Source organism: Rhizobium sp. R339, assembly GCF_002211395.1.
In the GTDB taxonomy this organism is placed as follows: domain Bacteria; phylum Pseudomonadota; class Alphaproteobacteria; order Rhizobiales; family Rhizobiaceae; genus Rhizobium.
On sequence record NZ_LOKV01000001.1, the window covers coordinates 465,684 to 492,295 of the forward strand.

The following is a 26,612-nucleotide window of genomic DNA, read 5'->3' on the forward strand; positions in this document are numbered from 1 at the left end:
CCGTTCGAGGACTTGATGAACGTAAAATCAGCGTTCGGCGAGCGCCGGCTCGCCTTTCTTCTCGCGCACCATATTGATGAAGCGGCGGAAGAGATAGTGGCTGTCCTGCGGGCCGGGGGAGGCTTCCGGATGGTGCTGGACGGAGAAGACCTGCTTGCCGAGGACGCGCAGACCGCAATTAGTGCCGTCGAAAAGCGAAATGTGAGTCTCTTCAACGCCGTCGGGCAGCGACTTCGAGTCGACCGCGAAGCCGTGGTTCATCGAGACGATCTCGACCTTGCCGGTCGTGTGATCCTTGACCGGATGGTTAGCGCCGTGATGGCCCTGATGCATCTTCTCGGTCTTCGCGCCGAGGGCCAGCCCCAGCATCTGATGGCCGAGGCAGATGCCGAAGACCGGGATATCGGTCTTGATCAACGTCTTGATGACGGGCACGGCATATTCGCCGGTTGCGGCTGGATCGCCCGGGCCGTTCGACAGGAAGATACCATCCGGCTTCATGGCGAGCACGTCTTCGGCGCTCGTCGAGGCAGGCACCACGGTCACCTTGCAATCGAGGCCGGCAAACAGGCGCAGGATGTTGCGCTTGACGCCGTAATCGAGGCAGACGACGTGGTATTTCGCATCCGCCGCGCCGAGTTCGCCATAGCCTTCGTTCCAGATCCACGGCGTCTGGGTCCATTGCGAGGACTGTCCCGAGGTCGCGATCTTGGCAAGGTCGAGGCCTTCGAGGCCGCTCCAGGCCTTGGCTTCGGCCTTCAGCGCCTCGATGTCGAAAACGCCGTTCGGATCGTGGGCGATCACCGCGTTCGGAGCGCCGTTCTCGCGGATCCAGGCGGTCAGCGCGCGGGTGTCGATGCCGCAGAGACCGATGATCCCGCGCGCCTTCAGCCATTGGTCGAGATGCTTGGCGGCGCGGTAGTTCGAGGGATCGGTGATATCGGCCTTGAAGATGACGCCGACGGCGCCGTGGCGGGCGGCGGGCGTCAGGTCCTCGACATCTTCGTCATTGGTGCCGATGTTGCCGATATGCGGAAAGGTGAAGGTGACGATCTGGCCGAGATAGGAGGGGTCCGTCAGGATTTCCTCGTAGCCGGTCAGCGCCGTGTTGAAGACCACTTCGGCCTGGACCTTGCCGGTGGCGCCGATGCCCTTGCCTTCGATCACCGTGCCGTCGGCGAGGACGAGCAGGGCGGTCGGCTTTTCGATTGTCCAGGGTGCAGTCGCGGTCATCTTCATCCCGTTTCCGGCGGCCGATGCGCGTTGCCGCGCTCGCTGCCATTTGATCTCGCAGGCGTATGGACACGGCAATGCCGCGCGCTTCAGGCCTGATCACGAATTTTGGTGCAGGTGGCGGTAGATAGCCATGCAATTGCCTACGGTCAATCTTTGTAGCCGAGATTATGGCCGTTTTCCTGCGCTTTATCGCGCCGATCGCGCAATTTATTTGATCCGCCGCATCAGCGTGGTTTATGAAGCGGCATCAAAAAAGGAGAAAAGATCATGCTGCGCGATCAACTCGCCACCCAGCTGAAAGAGGCGATGAAGGCCAAGGATTCCGAGCGGCTTTCCACCGTCCGGCTGATTCAGGCCGCGATCAAGGACCGCGATATCGCCAATCGCGGCACCGGCAAGGAGCAGGCGAGCGAGGACGAAATCCTGCAGATCCTCGCCAAGATGGTGAAGCAGCGCGACGAATCAGCCAAGATCTACGAGGAGAATGCGCGGCCCGAGCTTGCCGCCAAGGAGCGCGCCGAAATCGCCGTCATCCAGGATTTCATGCCCAAGCAGCTTTCCGACAGCGAAGTGCGCGCCAATATCTCGGCTGTTATCGCGGAGACGGGCTCCTCCGGCGTCAAGGACATGGGCAAGGTGATGGCGGCGCTCAAGGAGCGCTATGCCGGCCAGATGGATTTCGCCAAAGCATCGGCGACCGTCAAGGAACTGTTGAACTGATTTAGACCACGCGTCTTGCCTGCGGTTCGGCCAGGACCGCAGGCCCGAGCACCGCTTCGGCGGCGGCATCGATGATGGCGAATTTCGCCGCCTGATAATTCCAATATTCCAGGATGAAGCGGCCCGACAGCCAGAAGTCGCCCTTGCGCGACGGCTCGGTCCAGCCGACGCTTCCCATGTTCGATGCCTGCGTCAGAAGCCGCTTCAGGTGGGTGTTCGATATCATGAACCGTTCGCGAAGCTCCCGGAGCGACAGCGGGCCGACCACGACGCGTTCGGCCGCCCGGGGAAATTCCGGAAGACGCGAGATCAGGTAATCCATCACCAGCCCGCCGGAATTCGCCCAATTGAAGAGGTTGAAGGTCGGGCCCGGGCTGCGCACCGCCTGGCTGCCGATGATCGCTTTTGCGATCCGCGGCTGGATCGCCGCCATCATTGCCGAGGGATCGGCGGTGACCTTCTCGGTGCGTTCACCGCCGTCCAGGCTGTCGAGGATCATCATATGGGCGACGAGCCATCGGGTGAAATGCTCTTCGGCGGTCTCGGTGGGCTCCAGGTAGCGGGTGCGCTTGTCTGGACCGGGAACCGGGCGCAGGAAGCGGTAGGCCAGCATTTCCTGCATGAAGGCTGCGGCCGTGTTGCGGCTGGCAATGTCGTTCCTGACCGAAAAATCGATGAAGCGGCCGGAATAGAGGCCGCTCTTGCCATCCTCGGGATAGCCGTAATGAAGCGCAAAGCCGGCATGGGCCATCAGCCAGCGCTGCTGTGCGGCGAAAATCGAGGCGATGCGCGGGCTCTCGCGATAGATCGTGAGCATCTGATCGGCGCAATGCAGGATCGCAGCGAGAAAGCGATCGTCTGCTGCAAGATTTTCAGCGGTGAAGGCCATGTGGAAGAGGTCCAGGGAGTTCGGCGCATACTTCTTTCATGGACGCGCCGCCTGTCAACGGTTTTGTCAATAATCGGTTAATTTTAAAGGGAAATCTGTATCGGGAAGCCCAAAATTTAAGAAGGCAGGAGCTGGGGGCGCTCCTGCCTTCTTGCTCTTTGCTTCCGCCGGCACGCAGGGCCGAGGCCCAAGCCGGAGGGTATTTGCAAAGGCACCCTTGCGAAGCGGCGCCGGGGGTAGGGATGGTGCTTCGCTCGGGGATCGCTTGTTGAGATGAACCTATTGCGGGGAGCCGGCTTGTTCAAATTACAAAAAAATAATGATTGCCAAAAACGGCGGTTCGTGAGGCGTCGAAGCGAGGGGTTGGCGGTTGGCCGGAAGAGGATGCCGGCGAATTGGCGGAATTGATAACCCGCTGTTTTAAAACGTTTTAACTCTGCCTTTCGGGCGGTCGGAGCTTTCGATGGAATGTTCGCCGCCGCCGAAATTCCGGCCTCCGAGGACAACAGTGTCGCACCCCCTGTCGCAGGGGCGATAACGCGTTGTTGATTGGAAAACCGACGCTGCCGGCGATGGATGCACTTGCCTGTGAATAGCGGGTTTTCCTGACAAGTTTCGTGGCATGGCGCGGCAAAGCAGCTTATATGGAGGCTGGCCAAGAGGTATAAATGCGCTTTTCCAACACCTTTCTCGATGAGATCCGTGACCGCGTTCCGATTTCGAACGTGATCGCGCGCCGCGTCAGCTGGGACAAGCGCAAGACCAACGTTTCGCGCGGCGATTACTGGGCCTGCTGCCCGTTTCACGGCGAGAAATCGCCGAGCTTCCATTGCGAGGACCGCAAGGGCCGCTACCACTGCTTCGGCTGCGGCGTCACCGGCGATCATTTCCGCTTCCTGACCGAGCTGGAAGGCCTGAGCTTTCCCGAAGCGGTGCAGCAGATCGCCGATATGGCGGGCGTGCCGATGCCGCTTGCCGATCCTGTCATGGAAAAACGCGAGAAGGAGCGCGGCTCGCTGATCGATGTCATGGAAATGGCGACGGCCTTCTTCCAGGATCAGCTGCAGACGGCCAATGGCGCCAAGGCGCGCGCCTATCTGCGTGATCGCGGGCTGACGGGGCGCACCATCGAGACCTTCCGCCTCGGCTATGCGCCCGACAGCCGCAATGCACTCAAGGAATTTCTTGCCGGCAAGGGCGTCACCAAGGAGCAGATCGAGGCCTGCGGGCTGGTCGTTCATGAAAATGTACCGGTTTCCTACGACCGCTTCCGCGACCGCATCATGTTCCCGATCCTCTCGTCGCGGGAAAAGGTGATCGCCTTCGGCGGCCGCGCCATGTCATCAGATGCGCCGGCGAAATATCTGAACTCCAACGAGACGGAGCTCTTCCACAAGGGCAATGTGCTCTACAATTTCGCGCGTGCGCGCCGCGCCATCCAAGGGCCGGGCCGCGGCGACCTTCAGGACGACAATGCCAGCGGCACCATCATCGCCGTCGAAGGTTATATGGACGTGATCGCGCTCCATCAGGCGGGCGTCGAGAACGCCGTTGCGCCGCTCGGCACCGCGCTTACCGAAAACCAGCTCGAGCTGCTCTGGAAGATGGTGCCGCAGCCGGTGCTCTGCTTCGATGGCGACGGCGCCGGCATCCGCGCCGCCAATCGCGCTGCCGAATTGGCGCTGCCGCATCTGAAGCCCGGCCGCTCCGTCCGCTTCGCGCTTCTGCCCGACGGCAAGGACCCGGATGATCTAGTACGCGATGAGGGCCGTGCGCCCTTCGACAAGGTGATGAGCCAGGCAAAACCGCTCTCTGAGATGCTCTGGAGCCGGGAGATCAACACCGGCAAGTTCGATACTCCGGAGGCACGCGCGGAGCTCGAGGCGCGGCTGAAGCAGCTTGTGGCCGTCATCGCCGACGAGAATGTACGCCGTCATTACCAGCAGGATATCCGCGACCGGCTGAACGCCTTCTTCCAGCCGCAGTTCCAGAACCGCAACAATGGCGAGCGGCGCGGTTTCAGCGGCAATTCCCGGAGCGGCCGCGACAATCCTGTTAAGGCGGGGACGAAAAGCCCGAGCCTGATTTCCGACCGGCTGGCCCGCTCAGGCCCCGTACGCGGCCATCGGGACAATACGGCGCTGCGCGAAAGCGTGCTGGCGCTCACCATCGTCAATCATCCGGCGCTGATGATCGACGATTATGACGAGATCGCCGCGATCGACTATGACAGCCGCGAGCTGCAACGGTTGTGGTCGGCAGTGCTTGGCGCAGCGGCCGCCGTCGCCGGCCCGCATCTGACGCGCGACTATCTGACCGAACGGCTGGAATTCGAAGGCTTCGGTCCGCTGATCAAGAGTCTCGACCAGCAGGTGCGCAATGCGAGGCTCTGGACGGCGACCGAGGAGGCGGCGATGGAAGATGCGCGCGAGGGCTATCGCCAGGCGCTCGCCTTCCACAAACGGGCGAAGGCGCTGCGCCGGCAGAAGATGGAACTCGAACGCGAGATTGCGCTGGCGACCGAAGCCGGCGACGGCGAGGCCATCGTTCAGCTGATACGGGCGCAGCAGGAAGTGCATCTGGAAGGCGTGCGCCTTGAGAACCAGGAGGCGATCATCGACGGCTTCGGCGTGCTTTCCGGCCGCGTCAAAGGGGCGGCGAACCACTGATGCCGCTCAGCGAACGCAATGATGCGGGCTTTTCCGCTTCCGACGCGCTGTTTTCGGCCGGCCGCGCGCCGCTCGATATTCTCAAGCAAGTCTACGGCTATTCCTCCTTCCGCGGCAAGCAGCAGCAGGTGGTCGAGCATGTGGTGTCAGGTGGCGATGCCGTGGTGCTCTTTCCCACAGGTGCTGGAAAATCGCTCTGCTTCCAGATCCCGGCGCTCTGCCGCGATGGCGTCGGCATCGTGGTTTCGCCGCTGGTTGCGCTGATGCGCGATCAGGTGGAGGCGATGAAGCAGCTCGGCATCCGGGCCGCCGCGCTCAATTCGTCGCTGTCGCGCGAGGAGTTTATCGAGGTCCGCCGCGCGCTTTCGGCGGGAAAACTCGACCTTCTCTACGTGACGCCCGAGCGCATCCTGACCGATGGTTTTCGCGACTTGATCGCCAATGAAAAGATCGCGCTGTTTGCGATCGACGAGGCCCATTGCGTCTCGCAATGGGGTCATGATTTCCGGCCGGAATATCGCGAGCTCGGCCGGCTCGGTGAGCAATATCCCGGCGTGCCCAGAATAGCGCTGACGGCGACGGCCGATCCGCATACGCGCGACGACATCATCGAGCGGCTGGGGCTCAACGATGCCGAGATCTTCACCACCAGCTTCGACCGGCCGAACATCGCCTATGAGATCGTCGAGCGCGACCAGCCGCGCCAGCAGCTTCTGCGCTTCCTCTCCGGCCACAAGGGCAATAGCGGCATCGTCTACTGCCTGTCGCGCGCCAAGGTCGAGGATACGGCCGACTGGCTGAACGGGCAGGGGGTTCGTGCTCTGCCCTATCATGCCGGCATGGACCGGGCGCTTCGCGATGCCAATCAGGATGCCTTCCTGAAGGAGGAAAACCTCTGCCTGGTCGCCACCGTCGCCTTCGGCATGGGCATCGACAAGCCGAACGTGCGTTATGTCGCCCATCTCGACCTGCCGGGCTCGGTGGAAGCCTATTATCAGGAGACCGGGCGCGCGGGCCGCGACGGCCTGCCGTCGGAGGTGTGGATGGCCTATGGCATGGCCGACGTCATCCAGCGCCGCCGGATGATCGACGAGGGCAGTGCTGCGGACGAGATCAAGCGGGTCGAACGCGCCAAGCTCAACGCCTTGCTGGCGATCTGCGAGACCGCCTCCTGCCGCCGGCAGGCAATCCTTGCGCATTTCGGCGAGGCGCATGCCGGCCAATGCGGCAATTGCGACACCTGCCTGAAGCCGGTCGAGACCTGGGAGGGCACCGAGGCGGCGATCAAGGCGCTGGCCGCGGTCTACCGCACCGGCGAACGGTTCGGCGCCGGCCATGTCATCGATGTGCTCGTTGGCAACGTCAATGAGAAGACCGAGCGTTTCGGCCATGTCGATATGCCGGTCTTCGGCGCCGGCAAGGATATTCCGGCGCGCACCTGGCAATCGGTCTACCGCCAGCTGCTCGCCATGGGATTGATCCGGATTGATCATGAGGCCTATGGCGCACTGAAGCTGGAGCCGGAGGCGCGCGCCGTCTTCAAGCACGAGCGGCCGGTGTTCTTCCGCAAGGACCGTCCGGCCTCGGAACGGCGGACGAAGAAGGCGGAGCGCAGCGAACGCAAGTCGGCATTGGCAGGTGCCGATAACGCCCTCTTCGAAGCATTGCGGGCCGAGCGCATGGCGATCGCAAAATCGCTCGGCGTGCCGCCCTATGTCGTCTTTCCCGATACGACGCTGATTGCCTTCGCGACGGAGCGGCCGAGGAGCCGCAAGGAGCTGCTTGCCATATCGGGCGTCGGCCAGGCGAAACTCGAGCGTTATGGCGATGCGTTCCTGGGGATCATCCTGGCCCAGGACGGCTGAGCGGGCCGACCGATGTCTTCGGCCCAGCGCTGAACAAGACAAGCCGGCGGCGATATGCTAACCCGGAGGCTATAAAAAACATCAGGAAGGGCCGCCCATGACCTCGCCATTTCTCTCCCATCTTCGCGCCGAGATTTCGGCGCTGAAGGATGCCGGCCTCTATAAGTCCGAACGGGTCATCAGCTCCAAGCAGGCGGGTGAAATCGCGATTTCGACCGGCGAGCGGGTGCTGAATTTCTGCGCCAACAACTATCTCGGCCTCGCCGACAACGAGGAACTGGCCGAGGCCGGCAAGAAGGCGCTCGACCGCTATGGCTACGGCATGGCTTCGGTGCGCTTCATCTGCGGCACGCAGGAAGAGCACAAGCAGCTCGAAGCGCGTATTTCCTCCTTTCTCGGCATGGAGGACACGATCCTCTATTCCTCCTGCTTCGACGCCAATGGCGGCCTTTTCGAAACGCTGCTCTCGGAGGAGGACGCGATCATCTCGGATGCGCTGAACCACGCCTCGATCATCGACGGCGTCAGGCTTTCGAAGGCCAAGCGCTTCCGCTACGCCAACAATGACATGGCCGCCCTCGAAGAGGAGCTGAAGAAGGCCGAAGGCAGCCGCTTCAAGCTGATCGCCACCGACGGCGTCTTCTCGATGGACGGCATCATCGCCAATCTGCAGGGCGTGTGCGATCTCGCCGAGAAATACGGCGCCATGGTCATGGTCGACGACAGCCATGCCGTCGGCTTCGTCGGCAGGAACGGCCGCGGCTCGCCGGAATATTGCGGCGTCGAGGGGCGGATCGACATCATCACCGGCACGCTCGGCAAGGCGCTCGGCGGCGCTTCGGGCGGCTACACTTCGGCAAAGGCGGAGATCGTCGAATGGCTGCGGCAGCGCTCGCGGCCCTATCTGTTTTCGAACACGTTGGCGCCCGTCATTGCCGCCGCCTCTCTCAAAGTGTTCGATCTGATCGAGAACGGCGACGCCTTGCGCAAGCGCCTTTCCGACAATGCCGATCTCTTCCGCCGCGAGATGACCAAGCTCGGCTTCACGCTCGCCGGCGAGGGTCATCCGATCATTCCCGTTATGCTGGGGGATGCCAAGCTCGCCCAGGATATGGCGGCGTTGATGCTGAAGAAGGGCATCTATGTGATCGGCTTTTCTTTCCCCGTCGTGCCGAAGGGGCAGGCCCGCATCCGCACGCAGATGTCGGCGGCGCATTCGAGGCAGGATGTCGAGCGGGCGATAGCGGCCTTTGCGGAGGCTGGGCGGGAGCTGGGTGTGATTTGAGAATGAGGGATTGCCATCTTCCTCTTCTCCCCATGGGGAGAAGATGTCCGACAGGACAGATGAGGGGGAGGAGCGAAGCGACGTTTCGAGCGGTAAGCAAGAAACAAAGTATGGTCTATATGGCGTGCCGTGTGGCCCCCTCATCCGCCCTACGGGCACCTTCTCCCCGCTGGGGAGAAGAGGGAGTCGCGAGGTCCGGCACCAGAAAAAGGGCAGGATATAGTCGATGTCGAACATGATGAAGGCGCTGGTTAAATCGAAGCCGGAAGTCGGCCTCTGGATGGAGAACGTGCCGGTGCCGGAGGTCGGGCCGAACGATGTGCTGATCCGGGTGAAGAAATCGGCGATCTGCGGCACCGACGTGCATATCTGGAACTGGGACCAGTGGGCGCAGAAGACCATTCCGGTGCCGATGGTCGTCGGCCATGAATTCTGCGGCGAGATCGCCGAAATCGGTTCGGCGGTCACACGTTATCATGTCGGCGAGCGGGTCTCGGGCGAGGGGCACATCGTCTGCGGCAAGTGCCGCAACTGCCGGGCAGGCAGGGGGCATCTCTGCCGCAACACGCTCGGCGTCGGCGTCAACCGGCCGGGTTCCTTCGGCGAATTCGTCTGCATTCCAGAAAGCAATGTCGTGCCGATCCCGGAGGATATATCAGACGAGATCGCCGCGATCTTCGATCCCTTCGGCAATGCCGTGCACACAGCACTCTCCTTCGATCTCGTCGGCGAGGACGTGCTTGTGACCGGCGCCGGGCCGATCGGCATCATGGGGGCGCTCGTCGCCAAGCGTTCGGGCGCCCGCAAGGTCGTCATCACCGATATCAACCCGCATCGGCTGCAGCTCGCGCGAAAGCTCGGCATCGATCACGTCGTCGACGCGTCGAAGGAAAATCTCGCCGATGTGATGAAGGCGATCGGCATGACCGAGGGTTTCGATGTCGGGCTCGAAATGTCGGGCGCCGCTCCCGCCTTCCGCGACATGATCGACAAGATGAACAATGGCGGCAAGATCGCCATTCTCGGCATCGCGCCCGCCGGTTTCGAGATCGATTGGAACAAGGTGATCTTCAAGATGCTCAATCTCAAGGGCATTTACGGCCGCGAGATGTTCGAGACCTGGTACAAGATGATCGCCTTCGTCCAGGGCGGGCTTGACCTTTCGCCCGTCATCACCCATCGCATCAAGATCGACGAATTCCGCGACGGTTTCGAGGCGATGCGGTCGGGCAATTCCGGCAAGGTCGTAATGGATTGGATGTGAGGAGGACCACATGCTCTACGAGGGAAGCTGCCATTGCGGCAACGTCGCTTTCGAGGTCGAAGGCGAATTCACCGAGGCGCTGGACTGCAACTGTTCGCTCTGCCGCAGGCGGGGAGGGCTTCTCGCCTTCGTGCCGCGCGAGAAGCTGGTGCTGAAGACGTCCGAAGACGATCTTTCGACCTATACTTTCAACCGGCATGTCATCAAGCATCATTTCTGCGCCAATTGCGGCATCGCCCCCTTCGGCGAGGGCGTGGCGCCGAACGGTGCGGCGATGGCCTCGATCAACCTGCGCTGCATTCCTGCGATCGATCTCGGCGCGCTGAAGGTAACGCCTTACGACGGCCAGGCACGTTAGCCGATATTTGCCCGGAGAGAGGCGAATATACCGTCGGCACAATTGCAGGAAATGGCCAGAACAACTGGGGCGGCGGGCAAAATTCCGGCCGCCCTTGTCTTTTGTTCGCCGCTTCTTAAATAAGCTTCGCAATCGCAGCCGCGGTTCAAAGCCTGTGGATAAGGCTTTTTCCGATTTTTCGTGGGCTTTTTTTGTGGAAAAGCTTGACGAGAACAAAAAATGTGGGAATCACCGTTCGACTTGTTGAAGCGGTGAACAGGGTCAAGGCGGATCGCGCAACCATGGCCGGAAATCCAAAAGCAAGAAAGCTTTGCTGTCCGGTACCGGCGATCGTGGTTAATCAGACTTTAAATGTCATCCCGTTAGGTGGGCTCAGGTGATTTGAAGGGCGACGCGAGCGGCGCGTCAAGCCCTGAGACGGCCCATTCACCGTAGCGAGATTGGATAGCGTCAGGAAGGCGACGATATAAATGGCAACCAAGGTCAAAGAGAACGAAGACGCGGAAGTCGAACGCGACGGCGCAAGCGACGGCCCTCTTCTCGATCTTTCCGACGACGCGGTCAAGAAGATGATCAAGGCCGCCAAGAAGCGCGGCTACGTGACGATGGACGAGCTCAACGCCGTCCTGCCGTCCGAGGAAGTGACATCAGAGCAGATCGAAGACACGATGTCGATGCTTTCGGACATGGGCATCAACGTCATCGAGGACGAGGAGGCCGAGGAAGCCGGTGCTTCCGGCGGCGGCGATGACGACGACGCCGGCGGCGATGACGAGAGCGAAGGCGGCGAACTCGCGCCTTCCGGCGGCACCGCGCTTGCGACCGCCAAGAAGAAAGAACCGACCGATCGTACCGACGACCCGGTGCGCATGTATCTGCGCGAGATGGGCTCGGTGGAGCTTCTCTCCCGCGAAGGCGAAATCGCCATCGCCAAGCGGATCGAAGCCGGCCGCGAGACGATGATCGCCGGCCTCTGTGAGAGCCCGCTGACGTTCCAGGCGCTGATCATCTGGCGCGATGAGCTGAACGAAGGCACGACGCTCTTGCGCGAGATCATCGATCTCGAAACGACCTATTCCGGTCCGGAAGCCAAGGCTGCGCCGCAGTTCCAGAGCCCCGAGAAGATCGAGGCCGACCGCAAGGCCGCCGAGGAGAAGGAAAAGACCCGGCGCGCCCGCTCCGGTGACGACGACATCACCGATGTCGGCGGCGAGGGCATGCCTCCCGAAGAGGAGGAAGAGGATGAGGACGAATCCAACCTCTCGCTCGCCGCGATGGAAGCCGAGCTTCGCCCGCAGGTCATGGAAACGCTCGACATCATCGCCGAGACCTACAAGAAGCTGCGCAAGCTGCAGGACCAGCAGGTCGAGCAGCGCCTTGCCGCCACCGGCACGCTGTCTTCCGCCCAGGAGCGCCGCTACAAGGAACTCAAGGACGAGCTCATCAAGGCGGTGAAGTCGCTGTCGCTCAACCAGAACCGCATCGATGCGCTGGTCGAGCAGCTCTACGACATCAACAAGCGCCTCGTGCAGAACGAAGGCCGCCTGCTGCGTCTGGCCGAATCCTACGGCGTCAAGCGCGATAGCTTCCTCGAACAGTATCAGGGCGCCGAGCTCGATCCGAACTGGATGAAGTCCATCGGCAACCTGGCCGCCCGCGGCTGGAAGGAATTTGCCAAGGCCGAGAACACGACGATCCGCGACATCCGCCAGGAGATCCAGAATCTTGCAACGGAAACCGGCATTTCGATCTCGGAATTCCGCCGCATCGTGCACATGGTGCAGAAGGGCGAGCGTGAAGCGCGCATCGCCAAGAAGGAAATGGTCGAAGCGAACCTTCGTCTCGTCATCTCCATCGCCAAGAAGTACACGAACCGCGGTCTGCAGTTCCTCGACCTCATTCAGGAAGGCAATATCGGCCTGATGAAGGCGGTCGACAAGTTCGAGTACCGCCGCGGCTACAAGTTCTCGACCTATGCGACGTGGTGGATCCGTCAGGCGATCACCCGCTCGATCGCCGACCAAGCCCGCACGATCCGTATTCCGGTGCACATGATCGAGACGATCAACAAGATCGTCCGTACCTCGCGCCAGATGCTGCACGAGATCGGCCGCGAGCCGACGCCGGAAGAACTGGCCGAAAAGCTCGCCATGCCGCTCGAAAAGGTCCGCAAGGTCCTGAAGATCGCCAAGGAGCCGATCTCGCTCGAAACCCCGGTGGGCGACGAAGAGGATTCGCATCTCGGCGATTTCATCGAGGACAAGAATGCGCTTCTGCCGATCGACGCCGCCATCCAGGCGAACCTGCGCGAGACGACGACCCGCGTTCTCGCCTCGCTGACGCCGCGCGAAGAGCGCGTGCTGCGCATGCGCTTTGGCATCGGCATGAACACCGACCATACGCTCGAAGAAGTCGGCCAGCAGTTCTCGGTCACCCGCGAACGTATCCGCCAGATCGAGGCGAAGGCGCTCCGCAAGCTGAAGCATCCGAGCCGCTCCAGAAAGCTGCGTTCGTTCCTCGACAGCTGATTTGCTCAACGTCGTTCTGATTGGAAAGCCGGGCCTCGCGCCCGGCTTTTGCTTTGTGATTAGTACCAATGATCGTGACGGATTTCTTGTCGCCCTGCGGTGACGGGCCTATAATCCGCGCCACGGGGGAAGGGATCGATCGCGACGCGCGAGCGAGGGTCGACGTTACCTGCGCCAACCAATCCTCCGTCGGGAGGTGCGACATGACCACTTACATTCTGTTGATCAACTGGACGGATCAAGGCATTCGCAACGTTCGCGACTCGGCAAAGAGGCTGGACGCGGCAAAGAAATTGCTCGCCGGCGTCGGCGGCTCCATCAACCATTTCTTTCTGACGATGGGCGGACATGACATGGTCGCCGTCTGCGAGGCACCCGATGACGCCGTCATGGCGCATTTCACGCTGTCGCTGGCGATGGGCGGCAATGTCCGGACCCAGACGCTGAAGGCCTTCCCGGAGGCCGCCTACCGGGACCTCATCGGCTCGCTCGGTTGAATGCAACTTATGATTGCTTTCTTTTGATGTTGCAAAGCCTCGGCTGTGCTGGCAGTGTTGCTGCGTGCTCCATTTCCGGAGCTTCGGCAAGCTCATGATGAAAGCGCTTTTCAGTTTCACGATCGCCATCGATCGTCCGACAGCCACTTCCTGACCGATGGAGCTCGCGGCCAACAAGTGGGATGGTGAGATCCGGTGGGGTGCGGCTGCGTCATTTGCGCTGCACGCCGCTGCGATCCTGCTTCTCCTGCTGCTGTTGCCGAGGGCCGAGCCGCTATCATCGCCTGATGACGGTCTGTCGGTGGAGATCGTTCCGCAGGAAGCGGAATCCGCCAGCCCGCCCGAGCGCGTCAGGGCGCCTCCGCCGGAAAAGGTGAGGCCGGAAGCTGCAAAGTCCGAGGCCGAGCCGGTGCCGCTCGCAAATGATCCACCTGCTGCGGCGGCAATGCCGCCTGCGGTGCCGATCGCTCCGCCGGTGCCGAAGCCGGCCGAATTCCTCATCGCAAGCCAGCTCTTTTCCGAGAAGGTGCTTGCCGATCCGCGCAGCAAGCGCGCTCGCGAGGCGCTGCGGCAGCTCTCGGGCAGCGAACGCAACCTGCAGCTCTGCGATCTCGAAGCGCTGGAGCAGGTGCGCCGCGCGCAGCCGGCAATGGCGCCCGACACACTCGCCCCCTATGCGATGGCGGCGGAAAAGGTGAGCGGCAACAGCGTCGAGGTGAAGGGCGGCGCCTTTCGCAGCAAACGGAAGTGGTACAACATCCAGTTCAAATGCGAGCTCGACGCTGGATCCGGCAAGGTCGCGTCCTTCGCTTTTCTCGTCGGCGATGCCATTCCGGAAGGCCAATGGCAGGAACACAATCTGGTGGTTGACGACGGGCCCGCCGACCAATGATCTCAATGGCAATCACGATGTTTTTTGCTTTTGTGGCTTGATGCTGCCGGCTTTAGAGGCCACATCGCTGCTGTGACAGAAGAAGAAGTCGAACCGGCGGAGACGCATGAAGCGGCAAGACAGCGGCCCGAAATCCGCTGGGGCATTGGCGCGTCCGTGCTTCTGCATGTTCCTGTCGTCGCACTCCTCATTTTCGGGCTGCCGAAGATCGAGCCGAAGCCTCCGGAAGACGAGAGCGTGAAGGTGGAACTCGTTCCACCGCCGGAGGAGAAGAAGCAGGAAGAGAAGAAGCCGGAGGAAAAACCGCCGGAGCCAAAGCCGCCGGAAGAGGCGAAGAAGGAGCCGCCGCCTCCACCTCCTCCGCCACCACCCCCTCCGCCGCCACCGCCTCCGGAAGTGACAAGGACGCCTGTCGCTCCCCGGCCACCGCGTGTTGAGCGCCCCGTTTTTGAATTTGCCGAGAAGGATTCGGCACCGGAACAAAGCGAGCGAGGTATACCGCAGCAGGCCAAAGCACCGAAACCGCGGGCCATTGAGACAAAGTCCGAAGATGCCCCGCGTTCGGAGCCGCCGCAGCCCGAAAAATCTGAGGTTTCCAAAACTATGCCAGCAGCCACGCCGGTGCCTGAGGATATCGAGCTTCCCGAGGTGGACACTTCTGAAGTCAATCCAAAGAACGGGCCAACTGCCTCAGGGCGCGACGAGGCAAAGACAAATTTCGAGCAAGCAGAATCAGCGGTAGTAAGCTCTTTAACGCTACCCGACGCCACCAAGACTAAGGAATCAGACAAGCTCACGAAAGCGAAGACACTGTTTACGGACAATTTTGTCTCAGATCCCAGGGTCAAGACGGCAATGAAAAACTTGCCGCGTCAAAAGCGGGGTGGTCAGCTTTGCTGGAGCGAGCTTAGAGAACAACTCCTTCATTCATCTGCAGCCTATGATCCTAATCTTATTGAGGTTCCTCGATACGATCTGCCGGACGGTAATTTCCTCACGCTTAAGAGAAGCGCGTTCTATGACGGCAAACAGCTATACGAATTGTCCTTCAGCTGCGAAGTGAATGACAACGCGACGAAGATTGTGTCGATTGAATTCGGTGTCGGGAATGTAATTCCCAAAAGTGAGTGGGCGAAATATCACTATCCATGATCGACGGCGCTCGGCCTCGGAGCCGCCGGCAACCAGCCACGCGCAAGGAACCAAGCCTACGGTTTCTTCATTGGCCGTGATGGTACGGTGAAGAAGGGACAATGATATGTCGAACGAGATCGAGCGTTTTCTGGAGCGTCAGGACGAAGCCGTCAGCGCGCTGTTCCTGGAAAACAAATCCGACGAACTGACCGATATTCTGGTGGCGGCTCTCGAAGAGGCGTTCGAGATCCTTCTCGAAGCTGCGCCCGCCGAAACGATTCATTGACATTTTCCGAGAGATCGCTGCCTGGGCGGCTTGCCGCGCATCTGACCGGTTATCGGATGGAGCGGGATTTGCTCGGCCGTTCGGCAGCGAGCGTTTTCCGCCTGGAAGGCGAGGGCTTGCCGGCGCTCTATCTCAAGGTCGAAGCGGCGGGTCCGTTCGGCGAGCTTGCCGATGAGGCGGCCCGGCTCGGCTGGCTCAAAGCCTCAGGTCTGGCGTGCCCCGATGTGATCGCGCGGGAAAGCGACGGCGAGCGCAACTGGCTGCTGATCAGTGCATTGCCGGGAAGCGACCTTGCCAGCGCAGCGGCGCTGACGCCGCTTGCGCGCGTCGAGCTGCTGGCGGAGGCGCTTGCCGACCTTCATCGTTTGCCGATTGCCTCCTGTCCTTTCGATCATCGTCCGGAGAAGCGCCTGCCGGTGGCGAAGGCGCGCATGGAAGCGGGGATCGTCGACGAGGAGGATTTCGATGCGGCCCGGCTCGGGAAAAGCGCTGGCGAGCTTTTCGCCGCACTCGAGAGCATGAGGCCCGGCGACGAGGATCTCGTCGTTACGCATGGCGACGCCTGCCTGCCGAATTTCATCGCTTCCGACGCCCGGTTCTCCGGCTATATCGATTGCAGCCGCCTCGGTATCGCCGACCGCCATCAGGATATCGCGCTTGCCTGCCGCAGCATCACCTATAATTTCGGGGAGGCGCTGGTGCAGCCTTTTCTCGATCGCTACGGCATGCCGGCGCCGGATCCGGCGCGGCTCGATTATTACCAACTGCTCGACGAATTCTTCTAAAGCACGTTGGGATCTTTTAGATTCGCTTTACGCGCTTTAGTCTTTATATTCTCGCGTGTCGTTATCGCAAAACCGTGCACACTTTTGCGCGACACGCTCCAGGCCGCCGCAGCGGTTGCGTCGCATCCGTCCGACTGGCAAAGTGGCCGGGATCGGACCTGCGGGACAGACATGCCGAAAAACCAGTTCAGAATGCTGCGCTCGGCGCTTGCCGGCGTCGAAGCGGTGGAGGCGGAAACCCACCACAGTTTCGCCAGGCATACGCATGAGCAGTTCGGCATCGGCCTCATTTCATCGGGCGCGCAGAAATCGCTGAGCGGGCGCGGCATGGTGGAGGCGGAGGCCGGCGAGATCATCACCGTCAATCCGAACGAAGTCCATGACGGCGCGCCAATCGGCGAAGGTAGATCCTGGCGCATCCTCTATTTCGATCCCGCCCTCGTCGCCGGTCTGTCGCTGGATATCGCCGAAGGCGGGGCAGGGCGCTCGGAAATCCCGCATCCCGTCATCCGCAATCCGCGCATTGCCGCCCGCTTTGAGACGCTGTTTGGCGCGGTGACTGCCGGGACGACCGACGCATTGCTGCATGAGGAACTGCTTTTGCAGCTCGTTGCCGACGTCATGCGCGAGCGGGCCGAGAGGGAGGAGCGTCCGGCGGTGCCGGTGTCCATCCGGGCGGCTCGGGATCTGATCGACAGCGACCCGCTTGCCGCCGTATCGCTTGCCGATCTCTCCAGGGAGAGCGGGCTCAGCCGGTTCCAGGTGCTGCGCGGCTTTGCCAGGGCGACCGGAATGACGCCGCATGCCTATCTCGTGCAGGCGCGCATTGATATTGCGCGGCGGCTGATCGCTCAGGGCACGCCGCTTGCCGACGCCGCCTTTGCCAGCGGCTTTGCCGACCAGAGCCATATGACGCGTGTCTTCGTGCGCAAATACGGTCTGTCGCCGCGCTCGTATGCCGGCGCCTTTTCCTGAACCGCGGCGCGGGCGCCTGCAATTTCGTTCAAGACCGCTGATCGTCCCTGCTGTTTTCTCGGCGCTTCAACAGGAGCTGCTGAATGTCGAGACGGGTTCAAGGATATTTCTATCTGGCGCTGGCCATGCTGACGGTCGGAAGCACCGTCATCGCGAGCAAGCTGATCGCCTCCGGCCTGCCGCCGTTTACGGCCACCGCCTTGCGCTTCGCGCTCGCTCTTCCGGTCTTTTTCCTGCTGATGCGGGCGAGCGGAGCCCGGCTGCCGAAGCTCTCCGGGCATGACCGCCTCATTCTCTTCATTCAGGCCGGCGCCGGCAGTGTCGGCTATACGACGCTGCTGATCTCCGGCCTCAGCCTCACCTCGGCGGCCGATGCCGGCGTCATCATCGGCACGCTGCCGGTGGTGTCGGCGGCGATCTCCATTCTGCTGCTCGGCGAACGGCCGCAGCCCGCGCTGATGTTTGCCGTGGCGCTTGCGGCCGCGGGCGTGTTTTCGATTGCCTTCGCGCCGGATGCCGCCGGCGGATCGCTCGCGGGCAATGCGCTGATCTTCCTGGCGGTTGTCTGCGAAGGGGTGTTCATCCTGTTGAACAAGCGGCTGAAGACGGAGATTGCACCGCTTGCCCAGTCGACGCTGATGACCGGAATCGGCCTCGTTGTCTCGGCCGTTCCGGCCGTTTTCGAGGCGCCGCTCGCGCAGGGGTTTTCGCCGGGTGCGGTCGCTGCCGTGGCCTATTACGCGCTGGTGCCAACCGTCGGCGGCTTCCTGCTCTGGTATGCGGGTGCGGAAAGGGTGAGCGGCACGGAAGCCTCGCTGTTCACAGCACTTGCTCCGGTTTCCGCCGTCATGCTCGCCTTCGCCGTTCTTGGTGAGGCCGTCGGGCTCAATCAAATCGCCGGCATAGGTTGCGTGCTTGCGGCCGTCTTCGGGCTTGCCTTTGCCGGCGGCCGCGCCGGCACCAAACTCATCGAGGAGAGATAGATCATGCAGTTCAGCCACTCGGATGCGATATGGCAGGCCTTTCCGGAGCTTCGCGCCGGTGCGCTTTACGCCGAAGGCATTGATGCCTCGGCGGACGTGGGAGAGGCGGTTGCAAGCTTCGGCGCGATTGCCAAGGCGCGGCTCGCCGAAGCGCAGGAGGGTGAGTTTCCGGAGATCCAGGCGTGGCGGCGCGGCTTTTCCCGCATGGGGCTGAAGCCGACGCAATATCGCTGTGCTTCCGAAGCGCTGCTGCGCCGCTTCCGGCAGGAGCAGGCGCTGCCGCGCCTCAATCCGCTCGTCGATCTCTGTAATGCGATTTCGCTCGCCTTCGCGGTTCCCATCGCCGTCTTCGATACGGCAAAGATCGTGGGCGATCTCGAGGTTCGACGGGCCATGGGGCAGGAGATCTATCTGACTTTCGGCGGCGAGAGCGAACATCCCGAGCCGGATGAGGTGATCTTCGCGGATGACGAGGGAAGAGCGCATGCGCGCCGCTGGACGAACCGGCAGAGCGGGCTTTCGGCGGTGTGCGAGACGACGGGCTCGGTGCTGATCGTCGCCGAGGCGCTGCACGCCGGGGCCGATGAGGATATCGGCAGGCTGGTCGCGACGGTGGCGGATGCGCTTGCCCACCATTGGCAGGTCGTGCCGAAGACGGCAATGCTGAGCCGGGAATCGCCGCGCTTCGAATTTCCTGGCTGAGGAAGGCGAGCGTTCGAGCCCTTGGGTCTGGGGCATGGGCGCCCTATCTCTGGGAGACCGATATCTTCTGGAGGCGAACCCATGTTGGACAAGTCGATCAAGATTCCAGGACCGGACCACCCGATCACCGTCGAGCACAATCCCTGCCGCGTCGTCGTCACCGCCGGCGGCAGGACGATCGCCGATACCCACAGCGCGCTGACGCTGCGCGAGGCTTCCTATCCGCCGGTGCAATATATTCCGCGCAGGGACGTGGATATGTCGCTGCTTCAGCGCAGCGATCACCGCAGCCATTGCCCCTATAAGGGCGACGCTTCCTATTACAGCATCGTTGCCGGGGGCGAGCGGGCGAAGAACGCGGTGTGGACCTATGAGGCTCCGCATGCCGCCGTCAGCAGTATCAAGGACCATCTCGCCTTCTATCCCGACCGCGTCGACGCGATCGAGGAAATGGCTTCACCGGAGGCGGGCACCTTCTGATTTTGCCGAAGTGCCGATGTGGCGGAACATGTCGCCTGCGGGATCGTTAGGAACATCATCGGGGGAGCATGCCGTGCCGAAATTCTATTTCCAGCTCTTCGATCGTGATGGTGTCGGCAGCGAGACCGGATACGAGTTCGAATCGATCGAGGTTGCGAAGGCCGAGGCGCGAAGGGTCCTCGCAGAAATGGCGGCCGAAGGCTTGCCGGCTCCGCCGCTGAACATGCTTTCGGTGGAACTCTTCGATGATAACCGCAGACCGATTGCGGAAATTCGGCTGATACTCGAAGAAATCGCGAAGTAGCCGCGATCGACGTCCGGCTCCGATAAATGCCTGTCGATGGCATCAGGCAATCGCGAAACTATGTCAAATTTAATTGCCGCCCATGAAGGCGGGTCTTAGCGTCGCGCCGATCCACCGAGTCGGATTGACGCGTTTGGGTGATCCGGCGCCAGCCTCGAAGGGCGGCCGTCATCGCGGGTCGTCGAGCCATTCATTGCTGAAGACGAGGCTGGCAACCGTGACTGGATAGCCGCTCTCGTCACGAACTGTGACGGCGATGGTCAGGCGATCACCTGCAGGCAGTTCGTCGCGGGCCACATCCAGCAGGATGCGGGTCACCTCTTTCGGGATGTCTTCACGAGATCTGAGCTCGGTGCCGTGCTCGTCGCGCGTGGGGCCTTCCCCGTTATGTAGATCGAAGTAGTAGCGAACCATGATTTTTCCTGCGCGTAACAAGGGAGAAATCTGAGATGAAGAGAATTGTTCCCGAGGCTAGGCATTGATTCCTATAGAAAATATCGGTCTTTGTGAGATGGTCCCGACGTTTCGGGGTATCGGCGGGCAAGGCCATGATTGAACCATTGCTGCTCAACCTCGAAAGCCGTGACGTGCTTTCGCCCGAGGAGGAAGGCCATCTTCGGTCGATCATCGGCAAGGACAGGCATTTCGCCGCCGGCGAAGATCTCGTCTCCGAAGGCAGCCGGCCGGCATACAGCACGCTGCTGCTCGATGGCTTTGCGGCGCGCTACAAGGTGATGGCCGACGGCAGCCGCCAGATCACGGCGCTGCATGTCGCCGGCGATTTCGTCGATCTGCACGCCTTTTCGATCAAGAAGATGGATCATGGCATCGTCGCGCTGTCGCCCTGCCGCGTCGCCTTCGCCGATCATGCCGACCTCAAGATGATCACCGAGCGCATGCCACATCTGACCCGGCTGCTCTGGCTGGATACGCTGGTCGACGGCGCCATCCACCGGGAATGGATCGTCGCGATGGGGCGGCGCTCCAAGCGCGCCCAGATCGCCCATCTCGTCTGCGAGCTCTTCGTGCGCCTGCAGATCGTCAGGCGGACGCGGGGACCAAGTTTCCAATTCCCGCTGACGCAGATCGAGATGGCCGACGTGCTCGGCATCTCCGTCGTCCATCTCAACAAGACGCTGCAGGCGCTGCGGCGCGAGGGCGTGTTTACCTGGGAAAACCGGACGATCACCATCGTCGATTGGGAGCGCCTGCAGGAAATCGCCGAATTCGATCCTGCCTATCTCAGCATATCGAGGGAGCCGCGCTAGGGGACTGCGGCGCGCACAATCCGGTGATGCCGGCCCGTTCCGATTGACAAACCGGCCCTGGGAGCAGAACACCTCTACGCATACAACCTCATGAAGGCCGCCTCTTCGTCGTCGGCCGGTGATCTCGCAATGGACATATCCCAAGGCCCGCGGAGCGTTCTTCGCCACCCCGGCTATCTGAACTTTGCCGCCTCCCGCGTCTTTTCCTCGCTCGCCTTCCAGTCCATCGGCATTGCCATGGGGTGGATGATCTATGATCAGACGCACAGCGCCTTTGCGCTCGGCCTCGTCGGTCTTTGTCAGTTCCTGCCGATGGTGGTGCTGACCTTCGTCGTCGGGCATGTCGCCGACCGCTTCGACCGGCGGCGCATCGGGCTCGTCTGCCAGCTGATCGAGGCGGTGACGGCGCTGGTGCTGGCGGTCGCTACATGGCAGCAATGGCTGACGCCGGCGGGAATTCTCATCGCCGTTACCGTGCTCGGCGCCGTCGTCGCATTCGAGCGGCCGACCATGGCGGCGCTGCTGCCGAACATCGTGCCGGCCTCGATGCTGCTGAAGGCGGTCGCGACCTCCACCTCGATGATGCAGACGGCGCTGATCATCGGCCCTTCGCTCGGCGGCCTGCTCTACGGGCTCGATCCCGTCGCGCCCTTCGCCGTGTCGGCGCTGCTCTTTGCCGTCGCGAGTTTCAATGTCATCTCGATCCGCATGCAGTGGGTTCCGTCCAAGCGCGAGAAGGTGACGCTCGCCTCCGTCTTTGCCGGGGTTTCCTTCATCCGCAGCCGGCCGGTCATGCTCGGCACGATCTCGCTCGATCTCTTCGCGGTGCTGCTCGGCGGCGCAACCGCGCTGCTGCCGATCTTTGCCCGTGATATCCTGCATGCCGGCCCCTGGGGACTCGGCCTCTTGCGCGCCGCACCGGCGATCGGTGCGCTTGCCATGTCTGTCGTGCTGGCCCGGCGGCCGCTCGAGAGCAATGTCGGGCGCAAGATGCTCGCCGCGGTCGCGGTATTCGGGCTCGCCACCATCGTCTTTGCGCTTTCCACCAATATCGCGCTCTCCGTCGCCGCTCTGCTCGTCGTCGGCGCCTCCGATACGGTGAGCGTCGTCGTGCGCAGCTCGCTGGTGCAGCTTCTGACGCCGGATGAGATGCGCGGCCGCGTCAGCGCCGTCAACTCGCTGTTCATCGGCACCTCCAACCAGCTCGGCGAATTCGAATCGGGCATGATGGCGGCCCTGCTCGGGCCGGTCGCCACCGGCATCGTCGGCGGGCTCGGCACGATCATCGTCGTTCTCCTGTGGATGCGGCTCTTTCCCGATCTCACCAAGGTCAAGACGCTGCAGGGCTGATGCATGCATCGTTGAAAGCGGCTGATAGTCCCATTAGGGTCGGCGCGAAACATCATTTGGGCGGGGTGTGCGTGAGGGCAGGTTTTCTATTCGGTGTGCTGGCGGCATTTTCCGCGGCGATGCCCGCTGTGGCCTCGGGTGATTGGCAGGCGGTCGAAGACGTGCGGCCCTATTCGATATCGGGCAAGACCGGCGCCGAGCTCTATGAATCGATCGGAGCAAATGGCCCAAAGGCCGGGGTCACCGGCCGGGCGATCGCGCATACGACCTTCAAGCTGACCTGGACCCGGAAATACGAGCCGCAGGGCACCGCCTGCGTCATCGTCACCAACCGCCCGAAGCTCATCATCACCTACACGCTGCCGAAACCGGCGGCCGAGCTGCCGGCGGCCGTCAAGAGCAGCTGGGAAGTGTTTAGATCCGGCGTTGAGGCGCATGAGCGGGTGCATGGCGACACGATCAAGGAGATGGTCAAGGAAATCGAAGCGATGAGCGTCGGCCTCACCGTCGCCGACGACCCCGGCTGCAAGAAGATCAGGATCGAGCTGACCCGCCGCCTCGGCGAGATCTCCGCAAGGCAGCGCCAGCGCGGCCGCGACTTCGACAAGGTGGAAATGGGCGACGGCGGCAATATCCAGCAGCTCATCCTCAAGCTGGTGAACGGGCCTTGATCAGGCAGGGGCGGGGCCGGGTCTAGACCTGCCCGGCGGCTCTTCTATCTCTCCCGCTATCGAGGGCCAAGTGGAGGAGAAGTGTCATGTCCTATGTCGATGGCTTCATCGTCGCGGTGCCGAAGGAGAATGTCGAGGCCTATAAGGAATTCTCGGCCTTTGCCGGCTCGATCTGGAAGGAATATGGGGCGCTCGAATATGTCGAATGCATCGGCGACGACGTACCCTATGGCGAGCTGACGTCCTTTCCCCGCGCCGTGCAGGCCAAGCAGGATGAGGTGGTGGTGTTTTCCTGGATCCTCTACCGGTCCCGGCAGGAGCGCGACGAGATCAATGCCAAGGTGATGGACGATGCGCGGCTGAAGGGCGACCAGTGGCAGATGCCGTTCGACGGCAAGCGAATGATCTATGGCGGCTTCGAGACGCTGCTCAGGCTCTGATGCCGATGCCTCATGCCGTTCGGGTTCGCGGCAGGCATTGACTTGCCGGCCGCGGCACGCCAACTCGCGGGAGATTCAATCCGAGACGGGGAGGGCGCCTTGCCCCAGACGATGCTTAACCTTTCCACGCGCGGGCAGGGCCTCTACGAATTCACCGATCAGGCGGAGGCATTCGTGCGCGCCTCCGGGCAGACGGAGGGGCTGCTCACCGTCTTCGTGCGCCATACTTCCTGCTCGCTGCTGATCCAGGAGAATGCCGATCCGGATGTGCAGACCGACCTACTCTCCTTCTTCCGCCGCCTCGTGCCGCCGGCCTCCGATCCGTCGATGGGCTGGGTCGTGCATCGGGACGAAGGGCCGGACGATATGCCGGCTCATATCAAGGCGGCGCTGACGCAGGTCTCGATCGGCATTCCCGTTTCAAGGGGCCGGCTGATGCTCGGCACCTGGCAGGGCATCTATCTCTTCGAGCACCGCGACCGGCCGCATCGGCGCGAAATCGTGCTGCATCTCGGCAATTGAAGGATTAATCCTTGTGAATGAAATCTGAATGTGCGGTTCGAACGCCATTCAGTTTGCGGCGTTTACTGTCGAGACAATCCCTGAAGGGAGAGCTTAGGTATCAATCGACGGAGACCCTCATGACGCATTTCCTTACCAAGGCTGGCCTTGCCGCACTGCTCGCCCTCTGCACCATTCCGGCTACGGCTTCCACGGCGGCAGCCGCTGGGCCGCAGACGAGCTACATCGTCGAGGCGCAGTACCATCGCCCGATCCGCGGCTGCTCGCCGATGCACGCGGTGCGCAAGGCGCGCGACTTCGGTCTGCACAGAGCCCATATCACCCGCATGTCGCCGCGCGTCGTCGTCGTTGCCGGCCGCGACCGTCGCGGCTGGGACCGGATGGTCTTCGCCAATGTCCGCGGCTGCCCGCTGATCCGGCGCTAAGGACTGCGGTTGGAGACGCCATGTGGCGTTTCCGGCCGTTTTGCCTTGACGGTGCCACTTTCCGCCGTCTCTTGTCAGAACCGTATGAGTGATTCCCAGCCGACGCTTCGGCGCGATGGGGCAATGGGGAGGGCGGCTCGACCGCACCGACTTCAAAGGAGAGGTTTTTAATGATGCAGTTTCTGGCAAAGGCGGGTCTTGCCGCCATGCTGATCGCCGGCACCCTTGCCGGCACGGCGGCTCCGGCTGCCGCCCAGTTGAATATTATCATTGGCGAGCCGGATCGGGCTCCGCCGCCGGATTATCGCCGTCCGCCTCCGCCGCCCGGCTACGGCTACGGCCGCCGCCCGCGCGCCTGCGATCCGCGGCTTGCCGAAGACATGGCCCGCGATTACGGCTTCCGCCGCGCCCGCGTCGTCGACGTCACCCCGCGCCGCGTCATCGTGCAGGGCTGGACGCGTCGCGGTCCCGACCAGATGAGCTTCGCCAACGTCCGCGGCTGCCCTCCGCTGCGCCGCTGATTTCATAGAAATACCGCCTCGTCTCCCCGATGCGGCGGCCAGAACCGCCTTTGCCAGTCTCTCCGGACAGGCAAGGGCGGTTTCTTTTTTGGTGGGGCTTTTTGCTCGGCAGACCCCTCCCCAACCCCTCCCCACAAGGGGGAGGGGCTAAGTCGCGGTTGCCTGCAGCGACCAAAATGAAAGTCTTTTTAGCTGCCGCCGCTCAGCGATTGCGGCGGTCGAGGTCATGTGAAGCGTGCAGCATGTTAGCCCCTCCCCCTTGTGGGGAGGGGTTGGGGAGGGGCTTTAGCCACCGCCCGGCGCTTCCATTTTTACTGCTCGATGGCAAAAGTCACGGTGACGCTGACATTGTAATTGTTCTCGCCGCCCTGGACGGGAACCGCGGCATCCGAAGCTTCCTTCATCATGGTGGCGCGATAGACCGGCTGCGGCAGCGGACGCGGTTCGACCTCGTTGATCTCAATGATGCGGCCGAGCTTGACGCCAGCGGCCTCGCTCAGCGTCTTCGCCTTCTTCACCGCATCGGCGACGGCATTCTTGCGCGCGTCTTCAAGCGCGGTTTCCGGCTTGTCATTGGTGAACTGGATGTCTCCGCCCTGGTTGATGCCGAGGCTGACGGACTGGTCGATCACCTGGCCGAGCTTGGCGAGATCGCGCAGCCTGACGGTCACCGAATTGATGGTCTGGTAGCCGATCAGCTGCGGCTGCTGCGGCTGTCCGTCGACCGGCTGCGGATAGTTATATTGCGGCTGGATGGAAAAGCCCGAGGTCTGCAGGTCGCGCTCGGCGATGCCGCCATCCTTCAGCGCCTTGAGCACGTCGTTCATCGCCTTGTTGTTCTCGTCGAGCGCTTCGCGGGCGGTCTTGGCCTGCTTGACGACGGCAAGATTGACGACGGCCATATCGGGAGCGAGTGCCGATTCGCCATTACCCGTCACCGAGATCACCGGCTCGCGCGGCTTTGCCTCCTGCGCGAATGCGGGTGCCGCGCTGGCGAGCGGCAGGGCCAGAAGGGCAGTCATTACAAGAGTCTTGGAAAGAATCGGCGCCATGTTTCATTCCCTAGTTGTCGTTTCCCGGATGAGCTTTCTGTCGGTTGATTGTGAAGCTATTACGGCGGAACCGGATGGCGACGGGGCGTGGAGAGAAAAATGTTAGGGGTCCGGCCACAGCTTGCACGAATTCTCTGGCAACAATTACGGTGAGATGCTCGTACTGCGGCTGGTGGACTGGTATTAGCGGACATAGGCTTTGGGAGCTAGGAAACGGAGCGGCAGCGGATGAAAAAGCTACCACGCGAAGTATATTTCTTCGTCGTTTTATGGGTGCTATTTGTGCCGTTCCTTGCGCTCTATTTCGTCTTGCAAATAGTTTACGTGAACAGGGCGCATATAGATCCCGCAACGGTCGCAAACTTGGCGTTCTTATGGCCAGTTGTTGCGATCGCTGGTTTGAGCATGTTGCTTCTCGTGGAGTTGGCGGCCTACTCTAAATTTAAAATGGGATTTTTTTCTGCGTGGTTCGAGCTATTTTTTATTTCGATCGGGAAGTAAAGGTTAAGTA

General features: G+C 62.0%; 29 protein-coding genes. 25 read left to right on the forward strand and 4 right to left on the reverse strand.

Going from position 1 to position 26,612, the window contains the following annotated elements:
• Nucleotides 1-27: 27 nt before the first annotated feature.
• Nucleotides 28-1,233 (reverse strand): glutamine-hydrolyzing carbamoyl-phosphate synthase small subunit, encoded by a 1,206-nt coding sequence (carA, locus tag ATY76_RS02230; RefSeq protein ID WP_088673730.1) that lies wholly within the window; start codon nt 1,231-1,233, stop codon nt 28-30.
• Between the two features lie 270 nt (nt 1,234-1,503).
• Between carA and ATY76_RS02235 the strand changes: the two genes are divergently transcribed.
• Nucleotides 1,504-1,956, forward strand: a complete 453-nt coding sequence (locus ATY76_RS02235; RefSeq protein ID WP_088673137.1) for a GatB/YqeY domain-containing protein — start codon at nt 1,504-1,506, stop codon at nt 1,954-1,956.
• Nucleotide 1,957: 1 nt separating this feature from the next.
• Here the strand turns inward: ATY76_RS02235 and ATY76_RS02240 are convergent, their stop codons facing one another.
• Nucleotides 1,958-2,845 (reverse strand): hypothetical protein, encoded by an 888-nt coding sequence (locus ATY76_RS02240; protein WP_088673138.1) that lies wholly within the window; start codon nt 2,843-2,845, stop codon nt 1,958-1,960.
• Between the two features lie 668 nt (nt 2,846-3,513).
• On the opposite strand from ATY76_RS02240, the gene dnaG reads away from it, so the two are divergent.
• The 16 genes from dnaG (at nt 3,514) to ATY76_RS02320 (ending at nt 19,852) form a co-directional block, all read left to right on the forward strand.
• The gene (gene dnaG, locus ATY76_RS02250) at nt 3,514-5,514 is read left to right on the forward strand and encodes a DNA primase (protein WP_088673139.1); all 2,001 of its coding nucleotides are present in this window, start codon (nt 3,514-3,516) and stop codon (nt 5,512-5,514) included.
• Nucleotides 5,514-7,379, forward strand: coding sequence for a DNA helicase RecQ (gene recQ / locus ATY76_RS02255; RefSeq protein WP_088673140.1), 1,866 nt, complete (start codon nt 5,514-5,516; stop codon nt 7,377-7,379). The genes dnaG and recQ overlap by 1 nt, the downstream gene beginning before the upstream one ends.
• 97 nt (nt 7,380-7,476) lie before the next feature.
• Nucleotides 7,477-8,664, forward strand: a complete 1,188-nt coding sequence (locus ATY76_RS02260) for a glycine C-acetyltransferase (protein WP_088673141.1) — start codon at nt 7,477-7,479, stop codon at nt 8,662-8,664.
• Between the two features lie 226 nt (nt 8,665-8,890).
• Nucleotides 8,891-9,928, forward strand: coding sequence for an L-threonine 3-dehydrogenase (gene tdh / locus ATY76_RS02265; protein WP_088673142.1), 1,038 nt, complete (start codon nt 8,891-8,893; stop codon nt 9,926-9,928).
• Between the two features lie 10 nt (nt 9,929-9,938).
• Nucleotides 9,939-10,286, forward strand: a complete 348-nt coding sequence (locus tag ATY76_RS02270) for a GFA family protein (protein WP_088673143.1) — start codon at nt 9,939-9,941, stop codon at nt 10,284-10,286.
• A 470-nt stretch (nt 10,287-10,756) separates the two neighbouring features.
• The gene (rpoD, locus tag ATY76_RS02275) at nt 10,757-12,814 is read left to right on the forward strand and encodes an RNA polymerase sigma factor RpoD (RefSeq protein WP_088673144.1); all 2,058 of its coding nucleotides are present in this window, start codon (nt 10,757-10,759) and stop codon (nt 12,812-12,814) included.
• Nucleotides 12,815-13,017: 203 nt separating this feature from the next.
• On the forward strand, nt 13,018-13,311 hold the full coding sequence (locus tag ATY76_RS02280; protein ID WP_088673145.1) for a GYD domain-containing protein: 294 nt from the start codon (nt 13,018-13,020) through the stop codon (nt 13,309-13,311).
• 157 nt (nt 13,312-13,468) lie between these two features.
• Nucleotides 13,469-14,203 carry a DUF930 domain-containing protein gene (locus ATY76_RS02285; protein ID WP_088673146.1) on the forward strand — a complete coding sequence of 245 codons (735 nt, stop codon included), beginning with the start codon at nt 13,469-13,471 and terminating at the stop codon, nt 14,201-14,203.
• Nucleotides 14,204-14,233: 30 nt separating this feature from the next.
• Nucleotides 14,234-15,355 carry a DUF930 domain-containing protein gene (locus ATY76_RS02290; protein ID WP_088673731.1) on the forward strand — a complete coding sequence of 374 codons (1,122 nt, stop codon included), beginning with the start codon at nt 14,234-14,236 and terminating at the stop codon, nt 15,353-15,355.
• A 106-nt stretch (nt 15,356-15,461) separates the two neighbouring features.
• Entirely contained in the window at nt 15,462-15,623 is a 162-nt protein-coding gene (locus tag ATY76_RS33565) for a hypothetical protein (RefSeq protein ID WP_190233569.1), read from the forward strand.
• Nucleotides 15,620-16,408, forward strand: a complete 789-nt coding sequence (locus ATY76_RS02295; protein WP_088673147.1) for an APH(3')-II family aminoglycoside O-phosphotransferase — start codon at nt 15,620-15,622, stop codon at nt 16,406-16,408. The genes ATY76_RS33565 and ATY76_RS02295 overlap by 4 nt, the downstream gene beginning before the upstream one ends.
• A 171-nt stretch (nt 16,409-16,579) precedes the next feature.
• Complete coding sequence (locus tag ATY76_RS02300; protein ID WP_088673148.1) at nt 16,580-17,383, forward strand: AraC family transcriptional regulator; 804 nt, start codon at nt 16,580-16,582, stop codon at nt 17,381-17,383.
• Nucleotides 17,384-17,466: 83 nt separating this feature from the next.
• Entirely contained in the window at nt 17,467-18,366 is a 900-nt protein-coding gene (locus tag ATY76_RS02305) for a DMT family transporter (RefSeq protein ID WP_088673149.1), read from the forward strand.
• Between the two features lie 3 nt (nt 18,367-18,369).
• Nucleotides 18,370-19,068: a phenylalanine--tRNA ligase beta subunit-related protein gene (locus ATY76_RS02310; protein ID WP_088673150.1), complete on the forward strand. Its 699-nt coding sequence runs from the start codon at nt 18,370-18,372 to the stop codon at nt 19,066-19,068.
• 81 nt (nt 19,069-19,149) lie between these two features.
• Complete coding sequence (locus ATY76_RS02315; RefSeq protein ID WP_088673151.1) at nt 19,150-19,548, forward strand: DUF427 domain-containing protein; 399 nt, start codon at nt 19,150-19,152, stop codon at nt 19,546-19,548.
• A gap of 73 nt (nt 19,549-19,621) precedes the next feature.
• Nucleotides 19,622-19,852, forward strand: coding sequence for a hypothetical protein (locus tag ATY76_RS02320; protein ID WP_088673152.1), 231 nt, complete (start codon nt 19,622-19,624; stop codon nt 19,850-19,852).
• 168 nt (nt 19,853-20,020) lie between these two features.
• On the opposite strand, the gene ATY76_RS02325 is transcribed toward ATY76_RS02320, so the two are convergent.
• Nucleotides 20,021-20,266 (reverse strand): hypothetical protein, encoded by a 246-nt coding sequence (locus tag ATY76_RS02325; protein ID WP_088673153.1) that lies wholly within the window; start codon nt 20,264-20,266, stop codon nt 20,021-20,023.
• Between the two features lie 134 nt (nt 20,267-20,400).
• Between ATY76_RS02325 and ATY76_RS02330 the strand changes: the two genes are divergently transcribed.
• From ATY76_RS02330 to ATY76_RS02360, 7 genes are all read left to right on the forward strand, one after another.
• Nucleotides 20,401-21,120: a Crp/Fnr family transcriptional regulator gene (locus ATY76_RS02330; protein ID WP_088673154.1), complete on the forward strand. Its 720-nt coding sequence runs from the start codon at nt 20,401-20,403 to the stop codon at nt 21,118-21,120.
• Nucleotides 21,121-21,249: 129 nt separating this feature from the next.
• Nucleotides 21,250-22,470 (forward strand): MFS transporter, encoded by a 1,221-nt coding sequence (locus ATY76_RS02335; protein ID WP_088673732.1) that lies wholly within the window; start codon nt 21,250-21,252, stop codon nt 22,468-22,470.
• Nucleotides 22,470-23,141 carry a DUF922 domain-containing protein gene (locus tag ATY76_RS02340; RefSeq protein ID WP_088673155.1) on the forward strand — a complete coding sequence of 224 codons (672 nt, stop codon included), beginning with the start codon at nt 22,470-22,472 and terminating at the stop codon, nt 23,139-23,141. The genes ATY76_RS02335 and ATY76_RS02340 overlap by 1 nt, the downstream gene beginning before the upstream one ends.
• Before the next feature lie 86 nt (nt 23,142-23,227).
• Complete coding sequence (locus ATY76_RS02345) at nt 23,228-23,581, forward strand: DUF1428 family protein (RefSeq protein ID WP_088673156.1); 354 nt, start codon at nt 23,228-23,230, stop codon at nt 23,579-23,581.
• A gap of 99 nt (nt 23,582-23,680) precedes the next feature.
• Nucleotides 23,681-24,103 (forward strand): secondary thiamine-phosphate synthase enzyme YjbQ, encoded by a 423-nt coding sequence (locus tag ATY76_RS02350; RefSeq protein WP_088673157.1) that lies wholly within the window; start codon nt 23,681-23,683, stop codon nt 24,101-24,103.
• Nucleotides 24,104-24,222: 119 nt separating this feature from the next.
• On the forward strand, nt 24,223-24,528 hold the full coding sequence (locus ATY76_RS02355) for a hypothetical protein (RefSeq protein ID WP_088673158.1): 306 nt from the start codon (nt 24,223-24,225) through the stop codon (nt 24,526-24,528).
• A 170-nt stretch (nt 24,529-24,698) separates the two neighbouring features.
• A complete protein-coding gene (locus ATY76_RS02360; RefSeq protein WP_088673159.1) occupies nt 24,699-25,049 on the forward strand; it encodes a hypothetical protein in 351 nt (116 codons plus the stop codon).
• A gap of 311 nt (nt 25,050-25,360) precedes the next feature.
• On the opposite strand, the gene ATY76_RS02365 is transcribed toward ATY76_RS02360, so the two are convergent.
• Nucleotides 25,361-26,101, reverse strand: coding sequence for an SIMPL domain-containing protein (locus ATY76_RS02365; RefSeq protein WP_088673160.1), 741 nt, complete (start codon nt 26,099-26,101; stop codon nt 25,361-25,363).
• Nucleotides 26,102-26,329: 228 nt separating this feature from the next.
• On the opposite strand from ATY76_RS02365, the gene ATY76_RS02370 reads away from it, so the two are divergent.
• Complete coding sequence (locus tag ATY76_RS02370; protein WP_088673161.1) at nt 26,330-26,602, forward strand: hypothetical protein; 273 nt, start codon at nt 26,330-26,332, stop codon at nt 26,600-26,602.
• The last annotated feature ends 10 nt before the right edge of the window (nt 26,603-26,612 follow it).